Genomic DNA, 20,200 nt, shown 5'->3' on the forward strand with positions numbered 1-20,200 from the left:
TCTTTTTAGATAAAATCAAGCCAAATTTCAACTATAAGGTAAAAAATGGCAAAAGAAAAAGATAGTGACAAAAAGATAGCTATCCCAGAGAGCGAAGCGGACAAGAAAAAGGCGCTTGAGCTTGCGCTAAAGCAGATCGATAAAGCTTTTGGCAAAGGCACGCTTTTAAGACTTGGCGACAAAGAGGTTGAGGCTATCGAGTCGATACCGACTGGCTCGCTAGGGCTTGACCTAGCTCTTGGAATAGGTGGCGTTCCAAAAGGTAGGATCATCGAGATCTATGGGCCAGAGAGCTCTGGTAAGACCACACTCACACTTCACATCATCGCTGAAGCGCAAAAAGCTGGCGGAATTTGTGCATTTGTCGATGCAGAGCACGCACTAGACGTAAAATACGCTTCAAATTTAGGCGTAAATACCGACAACCTTTATGTCTCTCAGCCAGACTTTGGCGAGCAGGCACTTGAGATCGTTGAGACACTTGCAAGAAGTGGAGCGATCGATCTTATCGTAGTTGATAGCGTCGCTGCTCTTACTCCAAAGAGCGAGATAGACGGCGATATGGGCGATCAGCACGTTGGCCTGCAAGCAAGACTAATGAGTCAGGCGCTTAGAAAGCTAACTGGAATTTTAAGCAAGATGAAGACAACTGTTATCTTCATCAACCAAATTCGTATGAAGATCGGTATGATGGGATATGGCACGCCAGAGACCACAACTGGCGGTAATGCGCTTAAATTTTACTCATCAGTAAGAATAGACGTTAGAAAGATAGCCACACTTAAACAAAACGACGAGCCTATCGGCAACCGCACAAAAGCAAAAGTAGTGAAAAACAAGGTCGCGCCTCCATTTAAAGTGGCTGAATTTGACATTATGTTTGGCGAGGGTGTGAGCAAAGAGGGCGAGATCATCGACTATGGTGTAAAACTCGACATCATCGACAAATCAGGTGCGTGGTTTAGCTACAAAGCCGAAAAACTAGGTCAAGGCAGAGAAAACGCCAAAGCCTACCTAAAAGAGCACCCAGAAATTTCTGACGAGATAGTAGCGGCGATCAAAGGCTCAATGGGTATAGATCACCTAATAAGCAGCGGCGCAAAAGACGAAGATGACGAAACAAACGAAGCAGGAGATGAATAATGGTATTTATTGAAGATGTAGAAGCTCACGAGGTTTTAGATAGTAGAGGCAACCCAACAGTTCGTGCGACAGTTAGACTTAGCGACGGGACTGAGGCAAGCGCGATCGTACCAAGCGGCGCAAGCACTGGCAAGCGTGAAGCGCTCGAGCTTCGTGACAAAGACGAGAGATACGCTGGCAAAGGCGTTTTAAAGGCCGTTTCAAACGTAAATGAAAAGATAGCCGAGGCGATCATTGGCCTTGACGCTTATAATCAAAAAGCAGTTGATGAAGAGATGCTTGAGCTTGACGGCACACACAACTACTCAAATTTAGGCGCAAACGCAGTACTTGGCGTATCTATGGCGGTAGCTCGCGCAGCTGCAAAGAGCCTAAATATCCCGCTCTACCGCTATCTTGGCGGTGCAAACGCTAGCATCTTGCCTGTGCCGATGTTTAACATCATAAATGGTGGCGCACACGCAAACAACAGCGTCGATTTTCAAGAATTTATGATCATGCCATTTGGCTTTAGCACATTTAGCGAGGCGCTAAGGGCTGCAACTGAAATTTACCACAAGCTAAAATCTATCCTAAACGCAGCCGGACACAGCACAGCTGTCGGTGACGAGGGTGGCTTTGCTCCAAATTTAAAAGACAATGAAGAGCCATTAAAACTTATCTCACAGGCTGTAAAAGAGGCTGGATATGAGCTAGGCAGCCAGATAAAGCTAGCCCTTGACGTTGCTTCAAGCGAGCTTTATAAAGACGGCAAATACGAGCTTGAGGGCAAGAAATTTAGCAGCGACGAACTCATTAGCTACTACGAAAAACTTTGCGAAAAATATCCGATATTCTCTATCGAGGATGGCCTTAGCGAGGACGACTGGAGCGGCTGGGCTGAGCTTACAAAAAGGCTTGGAAGCAAGGTGCAGCTAGTAGGTGACGATCTTTTCGTTACAAATGAGAAAATTTTACGCGAAGGCATTGAAAAAACTATCGCAAATGCAATATTAATTAAGCCAAATCAAATAGGCTCAGTCACTCAAACTATGCAAACCGTCCGACTTGCTCAGAGAAACGGCTACCGCTGCGTTATGAGCCATAGAAGCGGCGAGAGCGAAGATGCGTTTATCGCTGACTTCGCAGTTGCTCTAAACACTGGCGAGATAAAGACAGGTGCCACTTCAAGAAGCGAGCGCAATGCAAAATATAATCGCTTGCTTGAGATCGAACTTGAGGCTGGAGAGTTTTTGGGGGATAATATTTGAGCGAAATTTTAGACGAATATGGCAGCACTGATGGCATATTTCATAAAATTGTAAAATATATTAGACCAACATTGCGATATATCATAGCCACAATTTGTGTGGCTATGTTTGCCTTTTATGTGGGCAATATAATGTTTGGCAAACGCTCACTTGATGTTATGCTAAGCCTTCAGAGTAAAAAAGAGAGACTTAGCGAAGACGTGGAAATTTTAAAAAAAATGAATGCGCGTCTGCAAAAAGATTATTTTGAATTACAAGGCCTTGAGCCAGACTTTAATAAAAAGTAGGAATGATGAAAAAATTTTGGTTAGTTTTATCTATATTTGCAACAAGCGTCTTTGCTAGAGAGAACCCATTTATGCCTATTAGCGAGCTAAACACAAGCGTTATGACAACAAATATCATAGAAAAATTTGATAGATTTGATTCTCTTTCGTTTAAATTTCCAAGCGATGCGGCACTTTTACTAGATGTTACTATAAGATATAGAGCAAATGACGGCACTATAAAGGAAAAAAGACTAGCTGATATAAATAAAACTATCGATTACAGCGATGAATTTGCTTTAAATAAGGTAAAAAATCCAGAACCAGTTGTGGCAAAAAAGCTAGATGTTTCGGTCACAATGGCAAATATGCCTAGCCAAAAAGTAAGCACTCCTGTGATAATAGAAAAAAATGAAACTAAAATTTCAAATAAAGATAGAAATAAAACTTCAGATATGCCAACTCCAAATGTTGTAGTGATCGATCTTAGCACAGATAAAGCAAAAGAAACTAACATAAAACCTGAACAAAAGGTGGTCGAGATAAAGATTGAGCCTAGTGCAAAACCCGTTGATAGTGTCAAAAATGGAAAAGATGTTAAATTTCTAGGTTTTATAAGCTTTCTAGCCAACAACAAAGAGCTAAAAATCGCTACAAAAACTAAAAATTTAAAGCATTTTACTTATGAGAAAAATAAGATCGTTCTTGACTTTGCAAGGCCGCCAAGAAGCTTTAAAACCAAGAGCTTAAAACTTGAAAATGAACATTTTAAGAATGTGATCATAGGCTGGCATGATAGATATTTCAGAGTGGTTTTAGAGCTTGATAAGATGCATAAATATAAGCTTGAAGCCGTTGAAAATGGATATTTGCTTAAGCTTTTATAGTTGAATTTTAAAAAGAGTAGATTTTATAAAATTTCAAATATAATACTTTTCAAAATAAAAATTTAAGGCTATTGGTTTGAAATATCCACTTGATTGCAAAGATAATTTTGAAAACTCATTTATTTTTTGGCTCACTCGCTATGTCAAATTTAAACTTAGCTCACTTTCAAATAAAGAGCTTAGGGATCCAAAGGCACTTGCAAGTGTAAATTTCGCTCTAAGCCGCGAGATAAAAAACATAGACCAGCTTGATGGCTTAGTAAAAAATGCGAGAAACGCGGGGCTTACTGGCATAAATACCTACTTTAATCCGCTTAAAAAAATATATGAAACGATGAAATTTTACGAGCTTAGCAGCCTAAAACAGATCGATGAAGAGCTGTTAAGCGAAATACTAGCTAGCACGACTGGCGGACTAAGCGACGCTAGTAAGAAAAATTACCGCATCTCGGTGATAAATTTCTTTGCATTTTTAGACAAACAAAACGAAGAGGACGGCAAGGCCCATGTTTTTGATATAAATTTAAAAAACTGGGGCGGAGTTAGTGGCAACAAAGGGCAAAAGTTGCCTGAGTTTATGGGCGAAGATGAGGTCAAAAAATTTCTAGATGTGATCGAAGAAAGTGACTTTAAGCAAAACTCAAATCGCAATAAGCTCATAATAAAAACGATAATTTTTACTGGCATTCGTGTGAGCGAGGCTCTAAATTTAAAGCGAAAGGATATCACTGAAGATGGCGATCTTTTTATCATTAGGATCCGGGGCAAAGGTAACAAATACCGCATCGTTATGATAAAACGCCACCTAATAGAAGCTCATCTAAATGCGATTGCAATAAACTACATCAACAAAGAGGGCTATCTTTTCATCAATAAAAAAGGCACCAGGCTTACGCAGGCTTATGTTAGCCGCATAGTTGAGCAAATTTTATTTAAAGCTGGCATCAGAAAAGAGAAAAATGGTGCCCACATGCTGCGCCACACCTTTGCAACAATGCTTTACAAAAAGCAAAAGGACCTTGTTTTGGTGCAAGAAGCTCTAGGTCATGCAAGCTTAAATACCTCAAGAATTTATACTCACTTTGATAGCGATAAGCTAAAACTTGCTGCAAAAGTAGCTGAGGATCTAGCAAACTAGAGCACTTAAAGCCAAAGCAAACTAGCAATACTAAATTTAACTCATGCAAAATTTAAAACATTATTTAACTATGAAACCCTATAAATATATGAGGAAATTTTAGCTTGCAAGCAGCCTAAAAGCTTGCTCTGTATCTAAATTTACAATCCACCAGTCAAAAGCTCTTACAAAAAGTGAAATTTGGCAAGCAAATTTTACTCTACTCGCCAAATTTATATCAAACTAGCCGATCTTTCTTATCTTTGCAGGAAGTGCTTGTCTAGCGCAAGTGCCAACCAACCAGTCATTTAAACTAAATTCGCCATTTCTTTTTGGATCAAGAAGTCCAAGCTTATTATGATTGACCCCTTTTTCTAAATTTGCGATCCCAAAAGCTGGCTTTCCATCGACAGTGTGCGTTCTTATACCAAACTCATCATGGCCAAATCCATGCTCGATACTAATAACTCCGCTAGCAACGCCATCCGTCACAAACGCCTCACCAACTTGCGCACCATAAGGAGTAGTCACTTTGACCTTATCGCCTGAGTGTATGCCTTGCTCGCTAGCCACATCTGTCGATATCCTTATGAAATTCTTAGGATGAACAGATCTTAGCCTTGGGCTAACAAAGGTGTAGAAGTGCTGGATATTTGACTTTCTTGAGCTTACTGTGTATTTCCACTCAGAGCGTGGGAAAAATTTCTCAAGCGGCGTACCGTCACTTGCTACTGGTAGCATCAGACTTGGCACTCCTGGCATATATTCGCCTGTTATTGAGTGTCTATGCCCACCGAGTGGCTCATAGTAGATCGAAGCTGGCGTAGGCGCTGGCACTTTTACGGTTGCTTTATCGCCATTATATGCGCTCTCGTAGCTATCGTATCTGCCGCCTTTTGCTAGTATGTGCGCTACTTTTGGCTTCTCTTCGTCTTTTAGATAAGGATCGAGTTTTGTCATCACTCTTGATATCTTACTAAGCTTTTTATCCTCGTCACTTATATCTTTCACACCCTCGCCGTCAAAGGCTAAATTTGCTAGTGCAGCCGCATAATACTGCTCTTTTACGTCAAGGTCCATGAAATTTCCATCTTTGTCTTTGAAGGCATTTTTGCCAAAGCCTTTTAGTCCAAGCTTCTTTGCCACGGCTATATAAAATGCCTCAACGTCGATCGTGCCGCCGTTTTTATCCTTTGCCTGCTTTGAGCTAACAGCCGGATAGCGCACGACTGAAGTTTTAGCGATCGTTCCCCAAAGAGAGTTTGGAAGTGCCCAGTTTTCTAAATTTACTCCGTCTGGCACGATGTAGTCAGCATAGGCGTTTGTCTCGTTCATAAAGGCGTCGATGCCCACAAAAAGTGGTAAATTTTTACTATCTTTTAGCACGTCTAAGACCGCTCTTTCAAGTCCTGCTTGTCCGTAAAGTACGTTTGTCATGTAGTTTATGAAAACTTTTACTTTGTATGGATAGCCGGCCTTGTGACTTGTAAGCGTTTCGTTTACAAGTGGCATAGAGATAGGATACCATGGCTGAGTTGATGGATAGCCGCTGCCGCCAGCTGCTACTTTGCGCTTATACTCGGAGCTTGTTTCGTAGTATTTGCCTGATCTTGATAAATTTAGACCATTTGGCTTATAAGCGCCCTCAAAGCTCTCAAGGTCATATCTGCCTTTTAAAAACTCGTGTGTGCCGGCACTTGCATTGACGTTGCCGCCTTTGTAGCCGTAAGTGCCCATTAGTGTGTTTAGACAAAGTATCGCAAAAGTAGTCATACCAGCTTGCGTATGCATCATACCGCCATGCACGTTTGTGCTCACCTGTCTGCCATTTTTGGTGAAATTTTCACAAAGCCAGATGATATCTTCAATGCTTACACCACAAATTTTTGAGTACTCCTCTAAGCTATGCTTGTAAGCTGATTCTTTTAAAAGCTGCATTGAGCTTTTTACCTCGACCTTTTTGCCGTCTATTAAAATTTTACCTTTGTAGTAGAGCTTGGCTGGTTCATTTGCCTTGTAGCTTTGTATCTTGCCATCTTGCGAGCAGACCTGCCATTCATTGTTGATAAGTGCAAATTTACCATAGTCTTTGTGGTCTTTTTCGGTGATGACTAGATGCGTAGCGTTGCACCAGTGTATCTCGCCTGCTAGCTTTGCCTGATCTAAATTTGGCTGCATAAGATAGTTCGTGGCGTACTTTTCATTTTCTATGATCCAGCGTATCATAGCCATAGCTAGAGCTGAGTCGGTGCCTGGCTTTATCGCTATCCAGCGGCCTTTGTCCGAAGAGGCGTATTTTACTGCGTTTGTAACGCTTGGATCGACTACCGCATAGCTAAAGTCATCTCTAGTGCCTCTTGTGTAAGAGAGCATTTTTGCTTGCTTTTGGAAAGGGTTGCCACCATTTGACGGCGAAGTGCCCCAGTAGATGATAAATTTAGAATTTTCATAGTCTGGCTTGGTGTGTGCAAAGCCCTTTGCGTTGTGCGCGATCTTGCCGCCGACCCTAAAGCCACCACCGCAAATTCCGCCGTGAGAGTAGTGATTTATAGTGCCAAATGACTTTTTAACAAAGCGATCAACGATGTCAGAGCGTCCGTCATATAGATAAAAACTTAAAAATTGATTGCGTTTGGTACCGTACTCTGGGTTTTCGCTATCGATTAGCTCGTCGCTATATATTGCTCTTAGCCCATCAACATGCCCCTCACCAAAGAGATCTCCGCCCTCCACTACCTCTTCTACTAGCTGCTCAAAGCTTATGCTCTTCCACTTACCCTCGCCTCTTTTACCAACTCTTTTTAGTGGCGTTAGTATCCTTGCAGGTGAGTCTATCATCTCAGGCAATATCGCTCCTCTAGCGCAAACTGTGGCTCGCTTTTCATCTTCACCACTTGCCGTTGTGGCAAGAAGTGCGTCATTTATCGATGTGTCAAAATTTGCCCAGTGTACGTTTGAAAGTGGGTGGTATGGATTGCCACTACATCTTAAAACTCGGTCGTTTTTGTCGTCTATGTGGAGTCTTATGCCGCACTTCGTCGTACAGCCATGGCACATCGAAAAAATAACGCTATGTCCATCACTAAGTGAAATTTTGCCGTCCTTTACTCGAAATTCAGGCTCTAGTGAGTTTGCCTGCGGTTTATAGTCGTCCTTATCTCCATCTGCCAGCATAGCACTCGTGGTTAGTGTTGAGAGCACGGCTGATCTTTTTAAAAATTCTCTTCTTTGCATTACTTATTTCCTTTTACTGTGCTATCTCTTCGTTCCAGCTGATAACCTTTTTATATCCATTATCAAGCTCGAGTTTTTTATTGTTTTTAGCCAAAATTTTACTAACACCGTGGTAGAACACCTGTGGATTTGTATTTTTAGGGCTATCTATAACCATAGTCTCGTGTGTGGCTAGAAATTTTCTGATATTTGAGTTAGGATCGTTAAGATCGCCTATTATACGGCTACCGCCCACACAGCTCTCTACGCATGCTGGCTGAAGTCCCGCTCTTAGTCTGTGGTCGCAGAAGGTGCATTTATCGGCCTTGTAGGTATGCAGGCTAAGATATCTTGCATGATATGGACAGGCCTCTACGCAAAGCGCACAGCCTATGCACTCTTTTGTATCAATCTTTACTATGCCATTACTTCTTTGATGGCTAGCACCAGTTGGACAAACGCTAATACAGGCTGGATTGTTGCAGTGGTTGCAAAGCCTTGGAAGTGACGCAATGACTGCCATTTTACCGTTTTTATCTCTTGCCTCATACTCGGAAACAATGGTTCTAAAAGCACCTGGCTGAACGTCGTTTTCTAACATACAGCTCATAGTACATGACTGACATCCAACACATCTTGTTAGATCTATCGCCATGCCGTAGCGAACACCACTACTACTAAAGTCCTTTGGTGCAGCCTTTAGTGCGGTCGTAGCAAAAAATAATCCTGCAGCTGCAATGAAACTGCGACGAGAATTTAAGGTCTGTTGCATAAAAATTCTCCTTTCTTTTTAGAATTTTTTCTTATTTTAACATAGTAAATATTTTTTCTAAAGTTTATTTTATATTTTTGCAAAATGTATTAAATTTTGAGAATTTTTGTAGCACTTAAAAGATAAAATTTGGATAGTAAAATTTAGGAAGAAGTAGGAAAAAGATAGAAAATAAACTTCTATCTTCTTAAATTTATACTTTGTGGTTTAGTATATAAAGGCGAATGACTTGCTCTGCTGTCATCTTTAAATTTCTAATCGCGACATCTTTTCTCATCGCTTCTTCAAGACTTACTGGCTCATTTAATATACAAAAATAGGCATCAATCCCATTTTTGTAGCAATCTTTGGCACATTTTTGTACACATCCAGCAAGTGCAACCACTGGCTTATTATGCTTTTTGGCTAGTTTTGCAACTCCAGTTGGTGTCTTGCCCATTGAGCTTTGAAAGTCCATACGGCCTTCGCCAGTGATGACCAGATCAGCCTTTTTGATCTCATCCTCAAGTGCGATGGTCTGCGTGATGATCTCAATGCCTGGTCGAAGTTTTGCTCCTAAAAATGCCACAAATGCAAAGCCAAGTCCGCCGGCCGCACCAGCACCTTTTTGTGTGTGAAATTTGGTACCATTTTTTTCTTTTACGAGGCTTGCAAAGTGTTTTAGTCCATCGTCAAGCTCTTTTACCATGCGGCCATTTGCACCCTTTTGAGGAGCATAAACGTGAGCTGCTCCGTTTGTGCCATAAAGTGGATTGTCCACGTCACAAGCTATCAAAAACTCACATTCTCTTAGCTCTTTTGAGACATTCTCGTCCGAAAACTCACAAATTTTGGCTAAATCCTCGCCTTTTCCTTCAAGCAAAATACCGTTTTTATCATAAAAATTAAACCCAAGTGCACTAAGCATACCTGTACCAGCATCATTTGTCGCACTTCCGCCAATGCCAATGATAAATTTTCTAGCACCCTTGCTAATGGCATCTTTTATCATTTGTCCAAAACCAAATGTACTAGTTTTTAGTGGATTTCTCTCGTCTGGATTTATTAGTGTGAGACCTGAAGCACTTGACATCTCAAGTATGGCAAGATCATCTTTTAGGGCGTATCTGGCTAGTATTTCAGTACCAAGTGGATTTTTAACTATCGTATCTATAAATTTCGCACCAAGTGCATCAGCCATCGCCTCTACACTACCTTCACCGCCATCAGCGATGGGCTTGACAACGACCTCGCAGCCAATCTCTTCTAGTCCTTCTTTTATGGCAAGGCCCGCTTCCAGTGAGCTAAGCGAGCCTTTTAACGAATCAATCGCGACTAAAATTCTCATAAAAGCACCAAAGATAATATGTAAACGCTAATCATACCAACTATACCCATTATAAATGTCATAGCCGTTTGTGTGCGATATCCTTGATCTGCGCTCATCTTGCTAAAATTTGTCACAACCCAGAAGTAGCTGTCATTTGCGTGAGATACGCACATCGCACCAGATGCTATCGCCATGACACAAAGTGCAGCTGAAATTTCACTCGTAAAGCCAAGTGTTTGCATAAGTGAGTTATCAGCACTAAATGCACCCATGATAGATGCTGTTGTGATGATTGCCACAGTTGAGCTTCCTTGAGCGGTTTTTAACACGGCTGAGATGATGAATGGGAAGAAAATTCCTATCGCTTTTATAGTAGAGGCATTTTCTTTTATGAAATTTACAAAGCCAGCCTCCGTGATAACGTTACCCAAAACACCGCCAGCTGCGGTGATGAAAAGTATAGGACCAGCGATCTTTAAAGACTCATTCGTGATATGGTCAAATTCTTTTATCTTTTTAGACTCGGCCAGTAAAAATACACAAAAGATCACACCAATAGCAAGAGCAATAATAGGGTTGCCTAAAAATAAAAGTACTTTTGGTAAAAAAGAAGCCTTATCAAGCATACCTTGTTTTGCTAGTACATCAACGATCGAGCCGATTGCCATAAAAATAATAGGCATGATAATAGGAGCAAGGCTCAAAAATCCGCTAGGTAGTGTGCCAAATTTCTTTAAAAGCTCTTCGTAGGTAGCTATGATGGTAGCGTCAGCATCTTTGTCGCTTATTGTTACGCTTTTGCCAATACTCTTTGAAAAGAAATAGACAGCTAGTAAAACTGGGATAGAAACAACTGTTCCCATGATGATAACAAGGAGTAAATTTCCGCCAAGACCAAGTGTGCCGGCTGCTGCTATTGGACCAGGGGTTGGCGGGATAAAGACGTGAGATGCGTATAGACCGCCACTAAGTGCGACTGACATCGCGACTGGGCTTGCTGAAATTTTCTTATAAAGTGCCTCGCGAATAGAGTTTAAAACGACAAATCCACTATCGCAAAATACCGGAATGCCGACAACCCAGCCCATGATGAGCATAGCAAGCTCTGGACGCTTTTGTCCGACTAGCTTTACAACCATATCCGCTAGCTTTAAAGCAGCTCCGGTTTTTTCAAGCACGGTGCCGATGATCGTTCCAAAGATAATAACGATACCGATGCTCTTAAATGTGCCACTAAAGCCGACACCTATCATCGCTGGGATCTTGGACAGATCAATGCCTGCGACGATCGCAAGAACCAAAGAAATGCTCATAAGTGCCAAGAATGGATGCACTTTTAGCTTAGAGATCATAACGATCATAAGTATGATGGCTACAACAAAACAGACAATTAGTGAGATTCCGCTCATAAAAACTCCTTTGCTCTGAGATTTTGCTTAAGATTTTAGCAAAATTTGCTTGTATTTTTTCTAATATTTTTAAGTTTTTTGATTAATTAAATTTTTTTGACATATTTGAGTAAATTTATGATTATTTGCCTAAATTTAGCCATTTTATAAGTTTAAAATTTTTAGCTTATTTTAAAACAACAAAACCAAGACCAAATTTATCAGTATGCCTATTATAATCAATCAAACTCTCACCATATCCCGTAAAATACTGCAAATAGCCATAAACTCCGGTTGAGAAGATAGGAAACATATATGAAATTTCAGCAGCACCTTTATTTGTTTTATCAAAATGTAAGTTATTTCTTAGCATTAGGCTAAAAATGTGTTCATTAAGGTTGTAGCTAAGTCTTACATCGCCGTGCCCGATGTATTTTAATATATCTTTATTATCACCCTTATTGCCTACTATTATCCAAGCTCTTGGCGAAATGCTAAGCTTGCCAAAAACAAAATCACTTTGCAAATAAGCTCTATTCCAGCTTCTTGAATTGCTACCATCTCGTCCATTTGACTCATGCAAAAGTCCAAATTTTAGGTTTTTTACACCTATTTGCTCCAAATATTTTGGCGAAGCAAAATTTAGAAAAATTTCTGGCTGATAGTTCGTCTCACGAAACGGGGCTGAAGTTCTTGTTATCTGCCACCAAGATGTCTGCGTGTAGGCTGCCACAAGGCTCTCTCTAAGCCCAAATAGGTCATAAAATAGCGGCTTTGCAAGGCTTATTTGAAACTTAGTTTCAACGCTCTTTCGCTCATCGTTTGGCACATTTTTGGCATAAGTTACTGGCAAAAGGTAGTTAAATTTATAAAGCTCGATACCAAGTGCATTTTGTAAATTTTTACCACTTTTATCTTCCCTTAAAAGATCGGCTTGCTTTAGCTTCGCCTCTCTTGGCGCTGGCTCACTTGCTTGTACATTTTGTATCGCTTCTTGCTCGTTTAAAGAGCCTTTGGCTAGCTCTTTATAAATTTGCATCGCAGCCTTTATGTCGCCACTTTGCTCCAGCTCTTGTGCCCTTTTAAAATCATCTAACCCACTTGCCATCAAAAAACTAAGACTAAGGCTTAAAAATAATAAAATTTTACTCATCATCTATCTTCTTTTCTTGGATTTTCTTTGCCATTTCGTATTCGTCAGGGAAATTTACGTTAAAAAACTGATCACTATCTTTAAAATTTACTACTTTGCATTTACAGATTTTTCTCAAAAGTCCGATTTTATGCTCATTTTTTAAATAAAACTCATGAGCCAAAGTGGCAAGCCCTGGGCTAAAAAAACCACAAAGCGAGTGAATGTGCTCATTATCACTAGCCACAACCATGTCAAATTCATCTTTAAATTTAGCAAGCTCCTCTAAGCTTTTAAGATCAAAAAATGGCATATCGGCTGGTATCACAAAAACACTATGATCAAAATTTTTAAGAATGGAGTAAAGTGCGAGCATTGGCGAATAGTTATTGCTATTTTCATCTTTTATAAGCTTTAGTGGCGGGCTAAATTTCTCAAATTTTGAGCTCACATAAACTTCGTCAAAAACTTTGCTAAATTTCGCAACCTCATAATGAGTAAGCGTCTTAAAACCACCAAATGGCAAAAGTGTCTTATCTTGCCCCATACGCGAGCTTTTGCCACCTGCTAAAATCACGCAAGTTTGCATCTTTTCCCTTAAGAAAGTTATGAGGCTAAATTTAGCTAAAAACGGCTTTGATCTACCAAAAATATGTGATAAAAACTTATTTTTGTTTATGCTACTTGTGAAATTTTAAGCCTGCTTTGCCTTTTTCATTGTTAAAAATTCTTCGTAGCGATGATCTATGATAGCTTTGATCAAGGCATAGTTTTCTTGTGAGTCTTTTATATAAAAATAGGCGTTATCAAAGTATTTTTCACCAAATTTTTTCGAAACAAAATCCGTATAATCCTGCAAATACCAACCATACATTTTGGCAAATTTTGTCCGATCGGTCGTATAGTAAGCTTTTGCAAAGGCTTTACCAACAGTATTTAGCTCCGCACTTCCAAGTACGCCGTCCATAGCGTCAAAAAGATACTGACGATAGTTAAAATTTTCATCCATCTGTGCTATATCGTCCGCAAAATCTGCTGCAAATTCCTTTGAATAAAATTTGTGTTCCATGCACCAGCGAAAGAAAAATGCAATGTGTGTCGCACCGTTTTCATGCGGTATATCAGTCGGCGCATCTTTCGCACCCCAATGCCATTTTGCTTTGTCATATACTATATCTGGCATTTTTATCCTTTTAAAATGCTCAATTTTACTAAAACCATCTTAATCGCAGTAAAAATCATGGCTACTTTATCCATTTGCTTGCTATGATTAAAAAAGACATAATGGCGCTTTTATTCAAGGAGAAGCAATGAGCGAAAAAAATCTACAAATTTTAGGCTGGATCGGCACATGCCTATCAGTTGTTATGTACTTTTCATACATCCCACAAATAATGGGCAACCTTGACGGCAACAAGACGCCTTTTATACAGCCACTGGCAGCCGCACTAAACTGCACAATCTGGACAAGTTACGGACTATTAAAAGCTAAAAAAAGACTATCCACTTTCTGCCGCAAACTTCCCAGGTATAATCTTTGGTCTTTTGGCTACAATAACAGCGTTTTAATGCGCTGATTTAGTTGTTATGGCTAGCACTGCAATAAAAAAGTTATTTGCGTCGCCACAACAGCTAATCTATTATAGTGTTTGCGCTATTTTAGTCAATTTTTCTTTGATTATATTACCTTTTGAATTCAGCAAAAAGGCTATTTTTGTTAGTTCATCTATTATCTCTTTTATACTTTTATCATCATCGCTTGAAGTTCTAAATCTTGTTGCAGTAAGTGGAATAAATTCTTGATATGTAGACATAAAATCCTTATAGTCCTCTTGGAGTTCTGGCGCGTAAAAACTGATAATTGAGTGTAATTTACCAATTTCAAATTTTGGATTTTCTATATTTAAATTTGGATTTATTAATAAAGCTACTTTGTAATGTATTCCCCCTAAAATATCCCCTACTATAATAAACGCTTCCTCTAGCTTTTGTCGCCTGAGTTTATTTTTCTCTTTTTTTGTGTTTAGATTAGCATACACCCATTGCGCAAACATTGTTAGGACTGCACCAAGTACAATTTTCAATGAATCAGATATCAAACTATCCATATTATTTTTTATAAGTCTCTTGGATCGGCAATTTTACCTGCTATGGCTGAGGCCGCTACAACTGCTGAGTTGGCTAGATAAATTTCACTCGTTCTATCGCCCATACGTCCGACGAAATTTCTATTTGTCGTCGAGATGCAGCGCTCATTTGCACCTAAAATTCCCATATATCCGCCAAGACAAGCGCCACAAGTTGGATTACTCACAACCGCTCCTGCATCAATGAAAATATCGATTAAACCTTCTTTTTCGGCAGCTCTTGCGATCTTTTGCGTCGCTGGAGTGATGATGAGCCTTGTCTTGCGAGCTACTTTTTTGCCTTTTAAAATTTGTGCTGCGATACGAAGGTCGCTTAGACGACCATTTGTGCATGAGCCGATAAATGCTTGATCAATAGCTAGATTGTCGCGAACTGCTTGTCTTACGCTCTTGCCGTTGCTTGGCAAAAATGGATATGCGATGACTGGATCAAGGTTTGTGACATCGATCTCTAAAATTTTGTCGTATTTTGCACCCTCGTCTGAGTAGAAGAATTTTGGTTTATCACGCAAATTTTTATCTTTTAAAAACTCTTTTGTGATCTCGTCAACCGCGATGATACCGCTTTTACCACCAGCTTCGATCGCCATGTTACACATAGAAAATCTATCATCCATGCTAAGGCCCTCTATCACCTCGCCGCAAAACTCAAGCGACTTATAAAGTGCGCCGTCAACGCCTATTTGACGGATGATCTCAAGGATGAGATCCTTGCCGTAGACGTGCTTATCAAGCTTACCTTTAAACACGACCTTGATGCTCTCAGGCACTTTAAACCAGTTTTTGCCAGTGATCATCGCATAAGCTAGGTCGGTGCTGCCCATGCCAGTACTAAACGCTCCAAGAGCGCCGTGTGTACAGGTATGGCTGTCTGCACCGATGATGACGTCGCCCGGGATGACTAGCCCTTTTTCAGGCAAAAGTGCGTGCTCGATGCCCATATCTTTTTCATCAAAATAGTTTTTAAGATCGTGTTTGTAGGCAAATTCGCGTGAAATTTTAGCTTGATTGGCGCTTAGGATATCTTTTGTTGGGATGTAGTGATCCATAACGATGGCAAAGCCGTCTGGGTTGGCTAGCTTTTTAGCGCCGCTTCGCTCAAACTGCTTGATCGAAATAGGTGTCGTGATATCGTTGCCTATGATCATATCGATCTTACTTTCGATGATCTCTCCTGCGCTTACCTCTTTGCCAACGTGATCTGAAAATATTTTCTCGGTGATAGTTTGTTTCATAAATTTCCTTTAAATTTTTGAGGCGATTTTAACGAAAATTGCTAAATTTAAAGAAAATTTACTAAGCCAAAAGGCCTAGTAAATTTAGAATTTAACGCTAGCTGTTAGCATAAACTGACGAGCATAGCCTGGTTGTATCGGTATGATATTAGCATCCGTACCAGTAGATGAGGATGTATAATAAAGCTTGTCGGTCAAGTTTTTGACGTTAAACGAGAAATTCGTCTCGTAGCCCGCGATCTTGGTATCGTAGCTGATGAAAGCATCGTAAACAACCGCACTATCCATCTTGAATGCCGTTCCTGCTGGTACTGCAGGTAAATTTGTCCTCATATAGTATGTATACCACGAGCCAAAATATCTAGCTCCACCGCCGATCCTTAGACCTTTTGCGCCTAGGTGGCTAAAGTCGTAGTTAGCAAACAAGCTGGCTTGGTGCTTTGGCGTAGCTTCTAGCGGTTTGCCCACTAGCACGGCAAACGCTCCGCTATCCTTTCGCACCTCAGTTTTTGTGAATGCGTAGCTAGCGCCCACGCTTAGTCCTTGCGTCACGCGGCCGTTAAAGTCAAACTCAAATCCTCTAGAGCGCGCCTCGCCCACTGGCGTACTCACGCCACTTACGGTACGCATGATGTTTTTCTTATTGATATTAAAAACCGCCGCACTAGCCGTTATGCTATCGTTTTGAAATTTAGTTCCAAGCTCGATGCTTTTGCCCTCTTCAGGTTTTATATCGCCGATATCGCCTTTCATAGCTATTTGCGGATTGAAACTTTGTGCGTAGTTGGTATAGACCGACCACTGAGGCGTTAGTAGATATAAAAGCCCAGTTTGCCACGTAAATTTGCCATCTTGCTGATCTGTGCTATTTGGCCCACTAGTTGTGCTGCGAGCTACTTGGTCGTAGTATTCATACCTAGTTCCTAAAGAGTAGATTAAGTTTTCAGTTAAATTTATGCTATCTTGTGCGTAAAATCCGATAGTTTTTAGCTTTTGATACTGAATGCTTGACTCCCTGGCAGTTGGTAGTCCTACTCTTCCATAGATAGGATGATATATGTTGATGCTTAAGTGGTTACCCGTATCTTTTAGGCCACCTGGTCTATAGCGGTAGTACTCCTTTGCGTCGATGCCAAAGAGTAAGTTATGCTCTATCTCGCCAGTTTTAACGTAGCCGTTTAAATTTAGTGATCCAGCATGCGTGCGGTGGATAAATCCGTCATACGCCTCGTTTCGTCTAGCCGCAACGCCCGTGTTTAAATTTACGTTCATTAGCCTGATATGACCGTATTCGTGCTTTGAGCGAGAAAACGCGTAAGCGCCCTTTAGTAGCCAGTTTTCACCGAGATTTTTCTCGAAATTTATATCTAACGTGTCAAGCTTTGTTTTTAGTTTATTAAATGGCTCATCAAGGCGTCTTTTCTTATCTATCGGCAGTAGCTTGCCAGTGCTTGGAATGAGATACATACCGCGATCGATCGGATCGGTCGAGCGTGTGTGCGCATAGGCCAAATTTATGCGGTAGTCGTCGCCTTTATACGAAAGTGATGGCGCAAAGAGGACGTTTTTATATTCGCCAAACTCTCTCCAGTAGTCCTTTTGCATAGTATCAAATATAAATCTATATGCAAACCCGCTCTCCGCAATAGGTCCTGTGGTGTCAAAGCCTGTATTCCAATAGTTGCGGTTGCCGATACCAGCCCAAATTTCGTTTGAGAAGTCGTATTTTGGCTTTTTAGTGACCATATTTATGATGCCGCCGGGCTCTTGCGCACCGTAGAGCAAACTAGCCGGACCTTTTAGCACTTCGACGCTTTCTACGGTTTTGTTAAAGCTATGCATGACGCTAGCGGGCACGCCGTTTCGCATGATCGAGCCGTCGCGTCCGCCGCCAAATCCTCTTTTTATGATCGAGTCAAAGATGCCGCCCGTGGTGTTTCCGTAGCTAACGCCGCTCACGTTTTGAAGGCTTTCGGCTAGAGTTTCGGGTTTTTTATCCTTTAGCTGTTGTTGCGTCACGACGTTTACCGTCTGCGGGATCTCAAGAATTGGCGTATTTGTCTTGCCCACCTCACTCGTTGTGGCCCTGTAACCATCGTCTGCACTATCTTCTACACTGATCCCATCTAAGCTTACATCAGTAGCATTTAAAGCAGAAATAGCAAAACAAAGCACCGCACTAATGCGAAATTTATTCATTTATCATCCCTTAAAAAATTTTTAATATTATAAAAATAGTTATCATTATATAAAAATATATTTTAAATTTTTGTGAAAAGAATTTACGAAAAATTTATATTTTAATAACATTACAAATAAAACATTTGAAAAAATTAAACATGGATCAGAAAACAGATTTTTACTATTCTTTTCATAGCTAGCGATAAAGCTTTTATTAAAACATTTTTGCAACATTTCTGATATAATCCCCACATGAAGTACGTACATTTAGTTCAAATAGCAAGTTATTTATCAAATTTTACAAAGATAAACCAAGCAAAACGCATTAATGATATGGCTATTTTGATCGAATTTAATGGCGAGAAGATCATCTTTGATCTAAACAAATCAAACTCCGCTATCTACAAAGATGACGAGCTAAAAGAAGCAAAAATTTATCAAGCACCTTTTGATAATGTGCTAAAAAAGCGCTTTAATGCCTCGCATATAAAAAGCGTTGAGTGCTTGAAAGATAATAGAATTTTAAAATTTATCTGCACGCAAAGCGGCTCATATAAAAGTGAAAATTTTGTGCTTTATCTTGAATTTACTGGGCGCTTTACAAATGCCGTAATAACCGATGAAAACAACGTAATAATCGAGGCACTAAGGCACATCGATAATAGCTATCGCAAAATAGAAACTGGCGAAGTTTTAAGAGAGCTTCCAGCAATTGCTATCAAAGAAAAATCGTGCGAGCCCATAACTGACTTTGAGGTGTTTTTTAAGAGCGAAGCGGTCAGAGTAAATGAGTCCAGGATGGCCGCGCTAAAAGAGGCAAAGCTCGCAAGCGTGCAAAAAAAGATAGATGGCATGAGTGAAATTTTAAACTCGCTTGAAGACAAAGATGAGCTGATAAAAAAGAGCAAGGAATGTGCAAACTATGGCACGCTTTTGCTTGCAAATTTGGGAAATTTTAAGGGCTATGAGAGAGAAATTTGCCTAAAAGATTTTGATGGCAACGAGATAAAACTAACTCTTGGCGATACACCAAAAAATAGCGCAAATGAGTTTTACACAAGGTCAAAAAAATTTCGTGCAAAAGCCATTGGTGTAGATATAGAAAAGAGAAATTTAAAAGAAAAAATCAAGTTTTTTGAAGGATTAAAATCTCTTTTAAAAGAAGCGAGTAGTCTTTATGAGCTTGAAATTTTAAGCCCAAAAAACAAGGCAAAACAAAGGGAACGCCACGTAAAAGATGTGAGTGAAAATGCTGAAATTTTTTACGTTAGAGAATTTAAAATACTAGTTGGTAGAAATGAAAAAGGCAATATAAATTTGCTTGACCTTGCCAAAAAAGACGACATATGGTTACATCTAAAGGATAGCCCAAGTGCCCATGTCATCATTAAGACAAACAAGAGTAGGGTGCCTGAAGATGTGCTAGAAATGGCAGCTAAATTCTGCGTGGAATTTAGTGTAAAGGGAGCTGGCAGGTACGAGGTAGACTATACTAAGCGTGAAAATTTAAAACGTGAAAATGGCGCAAATGTCACTTATACGAACTATAAAACTATCATCATAAATAAAGGCTAAAAAATGGCTGTAACACCTTTAGGAAATAGTAACTTTATAAACCAAAATGCCCCAGTAGTATCGCAAGTGCATGCAAATCAACAAGCTAGATTTGATATGCAATCTTTGATGGCAGCTGAGCTTGCCTCGCAACAAAGTGAAGAGATCAAAGAGGTGCGTCCGATGGAGGAGTCTTATAAAATAGACCCTGAAAAGGAACATGAACGCCAAAAAAATGAAGAAGAGGCAAGTGAGTTTGAGAGCGAAAAACAAAATTCAAGAGATAGTGACGAAGAAAATTTGGACGATATAGCAGATAATGAGGAAATAGTGCCTAGCGAACATCATATGCTTGACATAACTATTTGATACTTAAAATGCCCCAGTCCCACAAATGCTACATCTTAGGTCAGTGATACCCTCCCCAATACCTAACCCTCCTTCAAATTTTTAACGCAGTAAATGATAAAGAAAAACTTTTTAAGATCCACTCTGACTCACCTAAAGCCTGCCCACTTGGTAGCAAGATCGAGGGACTTTTAACTGGTCACTTCCTAAAAGCACAAGAAGCTTTAGAGGATAGTTTAAGAAGCATTACTTTACAAG

At 40.1% G+C, this 20,200-nt stretch carries 18 protein-coding genes; 8 read left to right on the plus strand and 10 right to left on the minus strand.

Annotated elements, in window-relative coordinates:
• Window positions 1-45: 45 nt before the first annotated feature.
• From recA to B9N66_RS09270, 5 genes are all read left to right on the plus strand, one after another.
• Window positions 46-1,143: a recombinase RecA gene (gene recA / locus B9N66_RS09250; RefSeq protein WP_087580781.1), complete on the plus strand. Its 1,098-nt coding sequence runs from the start codon at window positions 46-48 to the stop codon at window positions 1,141-1,143.
• Entirely contained in the window at window positions 1,143-2,393 is a 1,251-nt protein-coding gene (gene eno, locus B9N66_RS09255) for a phosphopyruvate hydratase (RefSeq protein WP_087580782.1), read from the plus strand. Before recA ends, eno begins: the two co-directional genes overlap by 1 nt.
• Complete coding sequence (locus B9N66_RS09260; protein WP_141083442.1) at window positions 2,390-2,680, plus strand: septum formation initiator; 291 nt, start codon at window positions 2,390-2,392, stop codon at window positions 2,678-2,680. The genes eno and B9N66_RS09260 overlap by 4 nt, the downstream gene beginning before the upstream one ends.
• A 5-nt stretch (window positions 2,681-2,685) precedes the next feature.
• A complete protein-coding gene (locus B9N66_RS09265; protein ID WP_087580783.1) occupies window positions 2,686-3,546 on the plus strand; it encodes an AMIN domain-containing protein in 861 nt (286 codons plus the stop codon).
• Window positions 3,547-3,622: 76 nt separating this feature from the next.
• Window positions 3,623-4,684, plus strand: coding sequence for a tyrosine-type recombinase/integrase (locus tag B9N66_RS09270; protein ID WP_087580784.1), 1,062 nt, complete (start codon window positions 3,623-3,625; stop codon window positions 4,682-4,684).
• Window positions 4,685-4,906: 222 nt separating this feature from the next.
• On the opposite strand, the gene B9N66_RS09275 is transcribed toward B9N66_RS09270, so the two are convergent.
• From B9N66_RS09275 to B9N66_RS09305, 7 genes are all read right to left on the minus strand, one after another.
• On the minus strand, window positions 4,907-7,897 hold the full coding sequence (locus B9N66_RS09275) for a molybdopterin-dependent oxidoreductase (protein WP_087580785.1): 2,991 nt from the start codon (window positions 7,895-7,897) through the stop codon (window positions 4,907-4,909).
• Between the two features lie 13 nt (window positions 7,898-7,910).
• Window positions 7,911-8,648: a 4Fe-4S dicluster domain-containing protein gene (locus B9N66_RS09280; RefSeq protein WP_087580786.1), complete on the minus strand. Its 738-nt coding sequence runs from the start codon at window positions 8,646-8,648 to the stop codon at window positions 7,911-7,913.
• Between the two features lie 193 nt (window positions 8,649-8,841).
• Window positions 8,842-9,975 (minus strand): glycerate kinase family protein, encoded by a 1,134-nt coding sequence (locus B9N66_RS09285; RefSeq protein WP_087580787.1) that lies wholly within the window; start codon window positions 9,973-9,975, stop codon window positions 8,842-8,844.
• Window positions 9,972-11,366 carry a GntP family permease gene (locus B9N66_RS09290; RefSeq protein WP_087580788.1) on the minus strand — a complete coding sequence of 465 codons (1,395 nt, stop codon included), beginning with the start codon at window positions 11,364-11,366 and terminating at the stop codon, window positions 9,972-9,974. The genes B9N66_RS09285 and B9N66_RS09290 overlap by 4 nt, the downstream gene beginning before the upstream one ends.
• Window positions 11,367-11,532: 166 nt before the next feature.
• Entirely contained in the window at window positions 11,533-12,498 is a 966-nt protein-coding gene (locus tag B9N66_RS09295) for a phospholipase A (RefSeq protein WP_087580797.1), read from the minus strand.
• The gene (locus B9N66_RS09300) at window positions 12,491-13,066 is read right to left on the minus strand and encodes a molybdenum cofactor guanylyltransferase (protein WP_087580789.1); all 576 of its coding nucleotides are present in this window, start codon (window positions 13,064-13,066) and stop codon (window positions 12,491-12,493) included. Before B9N66_RS09300 ends, B9N66_RS09295 begins: the two co-directional genes overlap by 8 nt.
• A gap of 105 nt (window positions 13,067-13,171) precedes the next feature.
• On the minus strand, window positions 13,172-13,660 hold the full coding sequence (locus B9N66_RS09305; RefSeq protein ID WP_087580790.1) for a DUF7832 domain-containing protein: 489 nt from the start codon (window positions 13,658-13,660) through the stop codon (window positions 13,172-13,174).
• Between the two features lie 127 nt (window positions 13,661-13,787).
• Between B9N66_RS09305 and B9N66_RS09310 the strand changes: the two genes are divergently transcribed.
• Window positions 13,788-14,054, plus strand: a complete 267-nt coding sequence (locus B9N66_RS09310) for an SWEET family sugar transporter (protein ID WP_257639820.1) — start codon at window positions 13,788-13,790, stop codon at window positions 14,052-14,054.
• A gap of 63 nt (window positions 14,055-14,117) precedes the next feature.
• Here B9N66_RS09310 and B9N66_RS09315 read toward each other — a convergent pair whose 3' ends face one another.
• The 3 genes from B9N66_RS09315 to B9N66_RS09325 form a co-directional block, all read right to left on the minus strand.
• A complete protein-coding gene (locus B9N66_RS09315; RefSeq protein WP_180382097.1) occupies window positions 14,118-14,585 on the minus strand; it encodes a hypothetical protein in 468 nt (155 codons plus the stop codon).
• An 8-nt stretch (window positions 14,586-14,593) separates the two neighbouring features.
• Window positions 14,594-15,859: a 3-isopropylmalate dehydratase large subunit gene (leuC, locus tag B9N66_RS09320; protein WP_087580792.1), complete on the minus strand. Its 1,266-nt coding sequence runs from the start codon at window positions 15,857-15,859 to the stop codon at window positions 14,594-14,596.
• 84 nt (window positions 15,860-15,943) lie between these two features.
• Entirely contained in the window at window positions 15,944-18,058 is a 2,115-nt protein-coding gene (locus tag B9N66_RS09325; RefSeq protein ID WP_087580793.1) for a TonB-dependent siderophore receptor, read from the minus strand.
• Window positions 18,059-18,292: 234 nt separating this feature from the next.
• Between B9N66_RS09325 and B9N66_RS09330 the strand changes: the two genes are divergently transcribed.
• A complete protein-coding gene (locus B9N66_RS09330; protein ID WP_087580794.1) occupies window positions 18,293-19,615 on the plus strand; it encodes an NFACT RNA binding domain-containing protein in 1,323 nt (440 codons plus the stop codon).
• Between the two features lie 3 nt (window positions 19,616-19,618).
• Window positions 19,619-19,963, plus strand: a complete 345-nt coding sequence (locus B9N66_RS09335; protein WP_087577910.1) for a hypothetical protein — start codon at window positions 19,619-19,621, stop codon at window positions 19,961-19,963.
• Window positions 19,964-20,200: the final 237 nt, after the last annotated feature.

The sequence above is a fragment of the Campylobacter concisus genome (genome assembly GCF_002165775.1).
GTDB classification, from domain to species: domain Bacteria; phylum Campylobacterota; class Campylobacteria; order Campylobacterales; family Campylobacteraceae; genus Campylobacter_A; species Campylobacter_A concisus_E.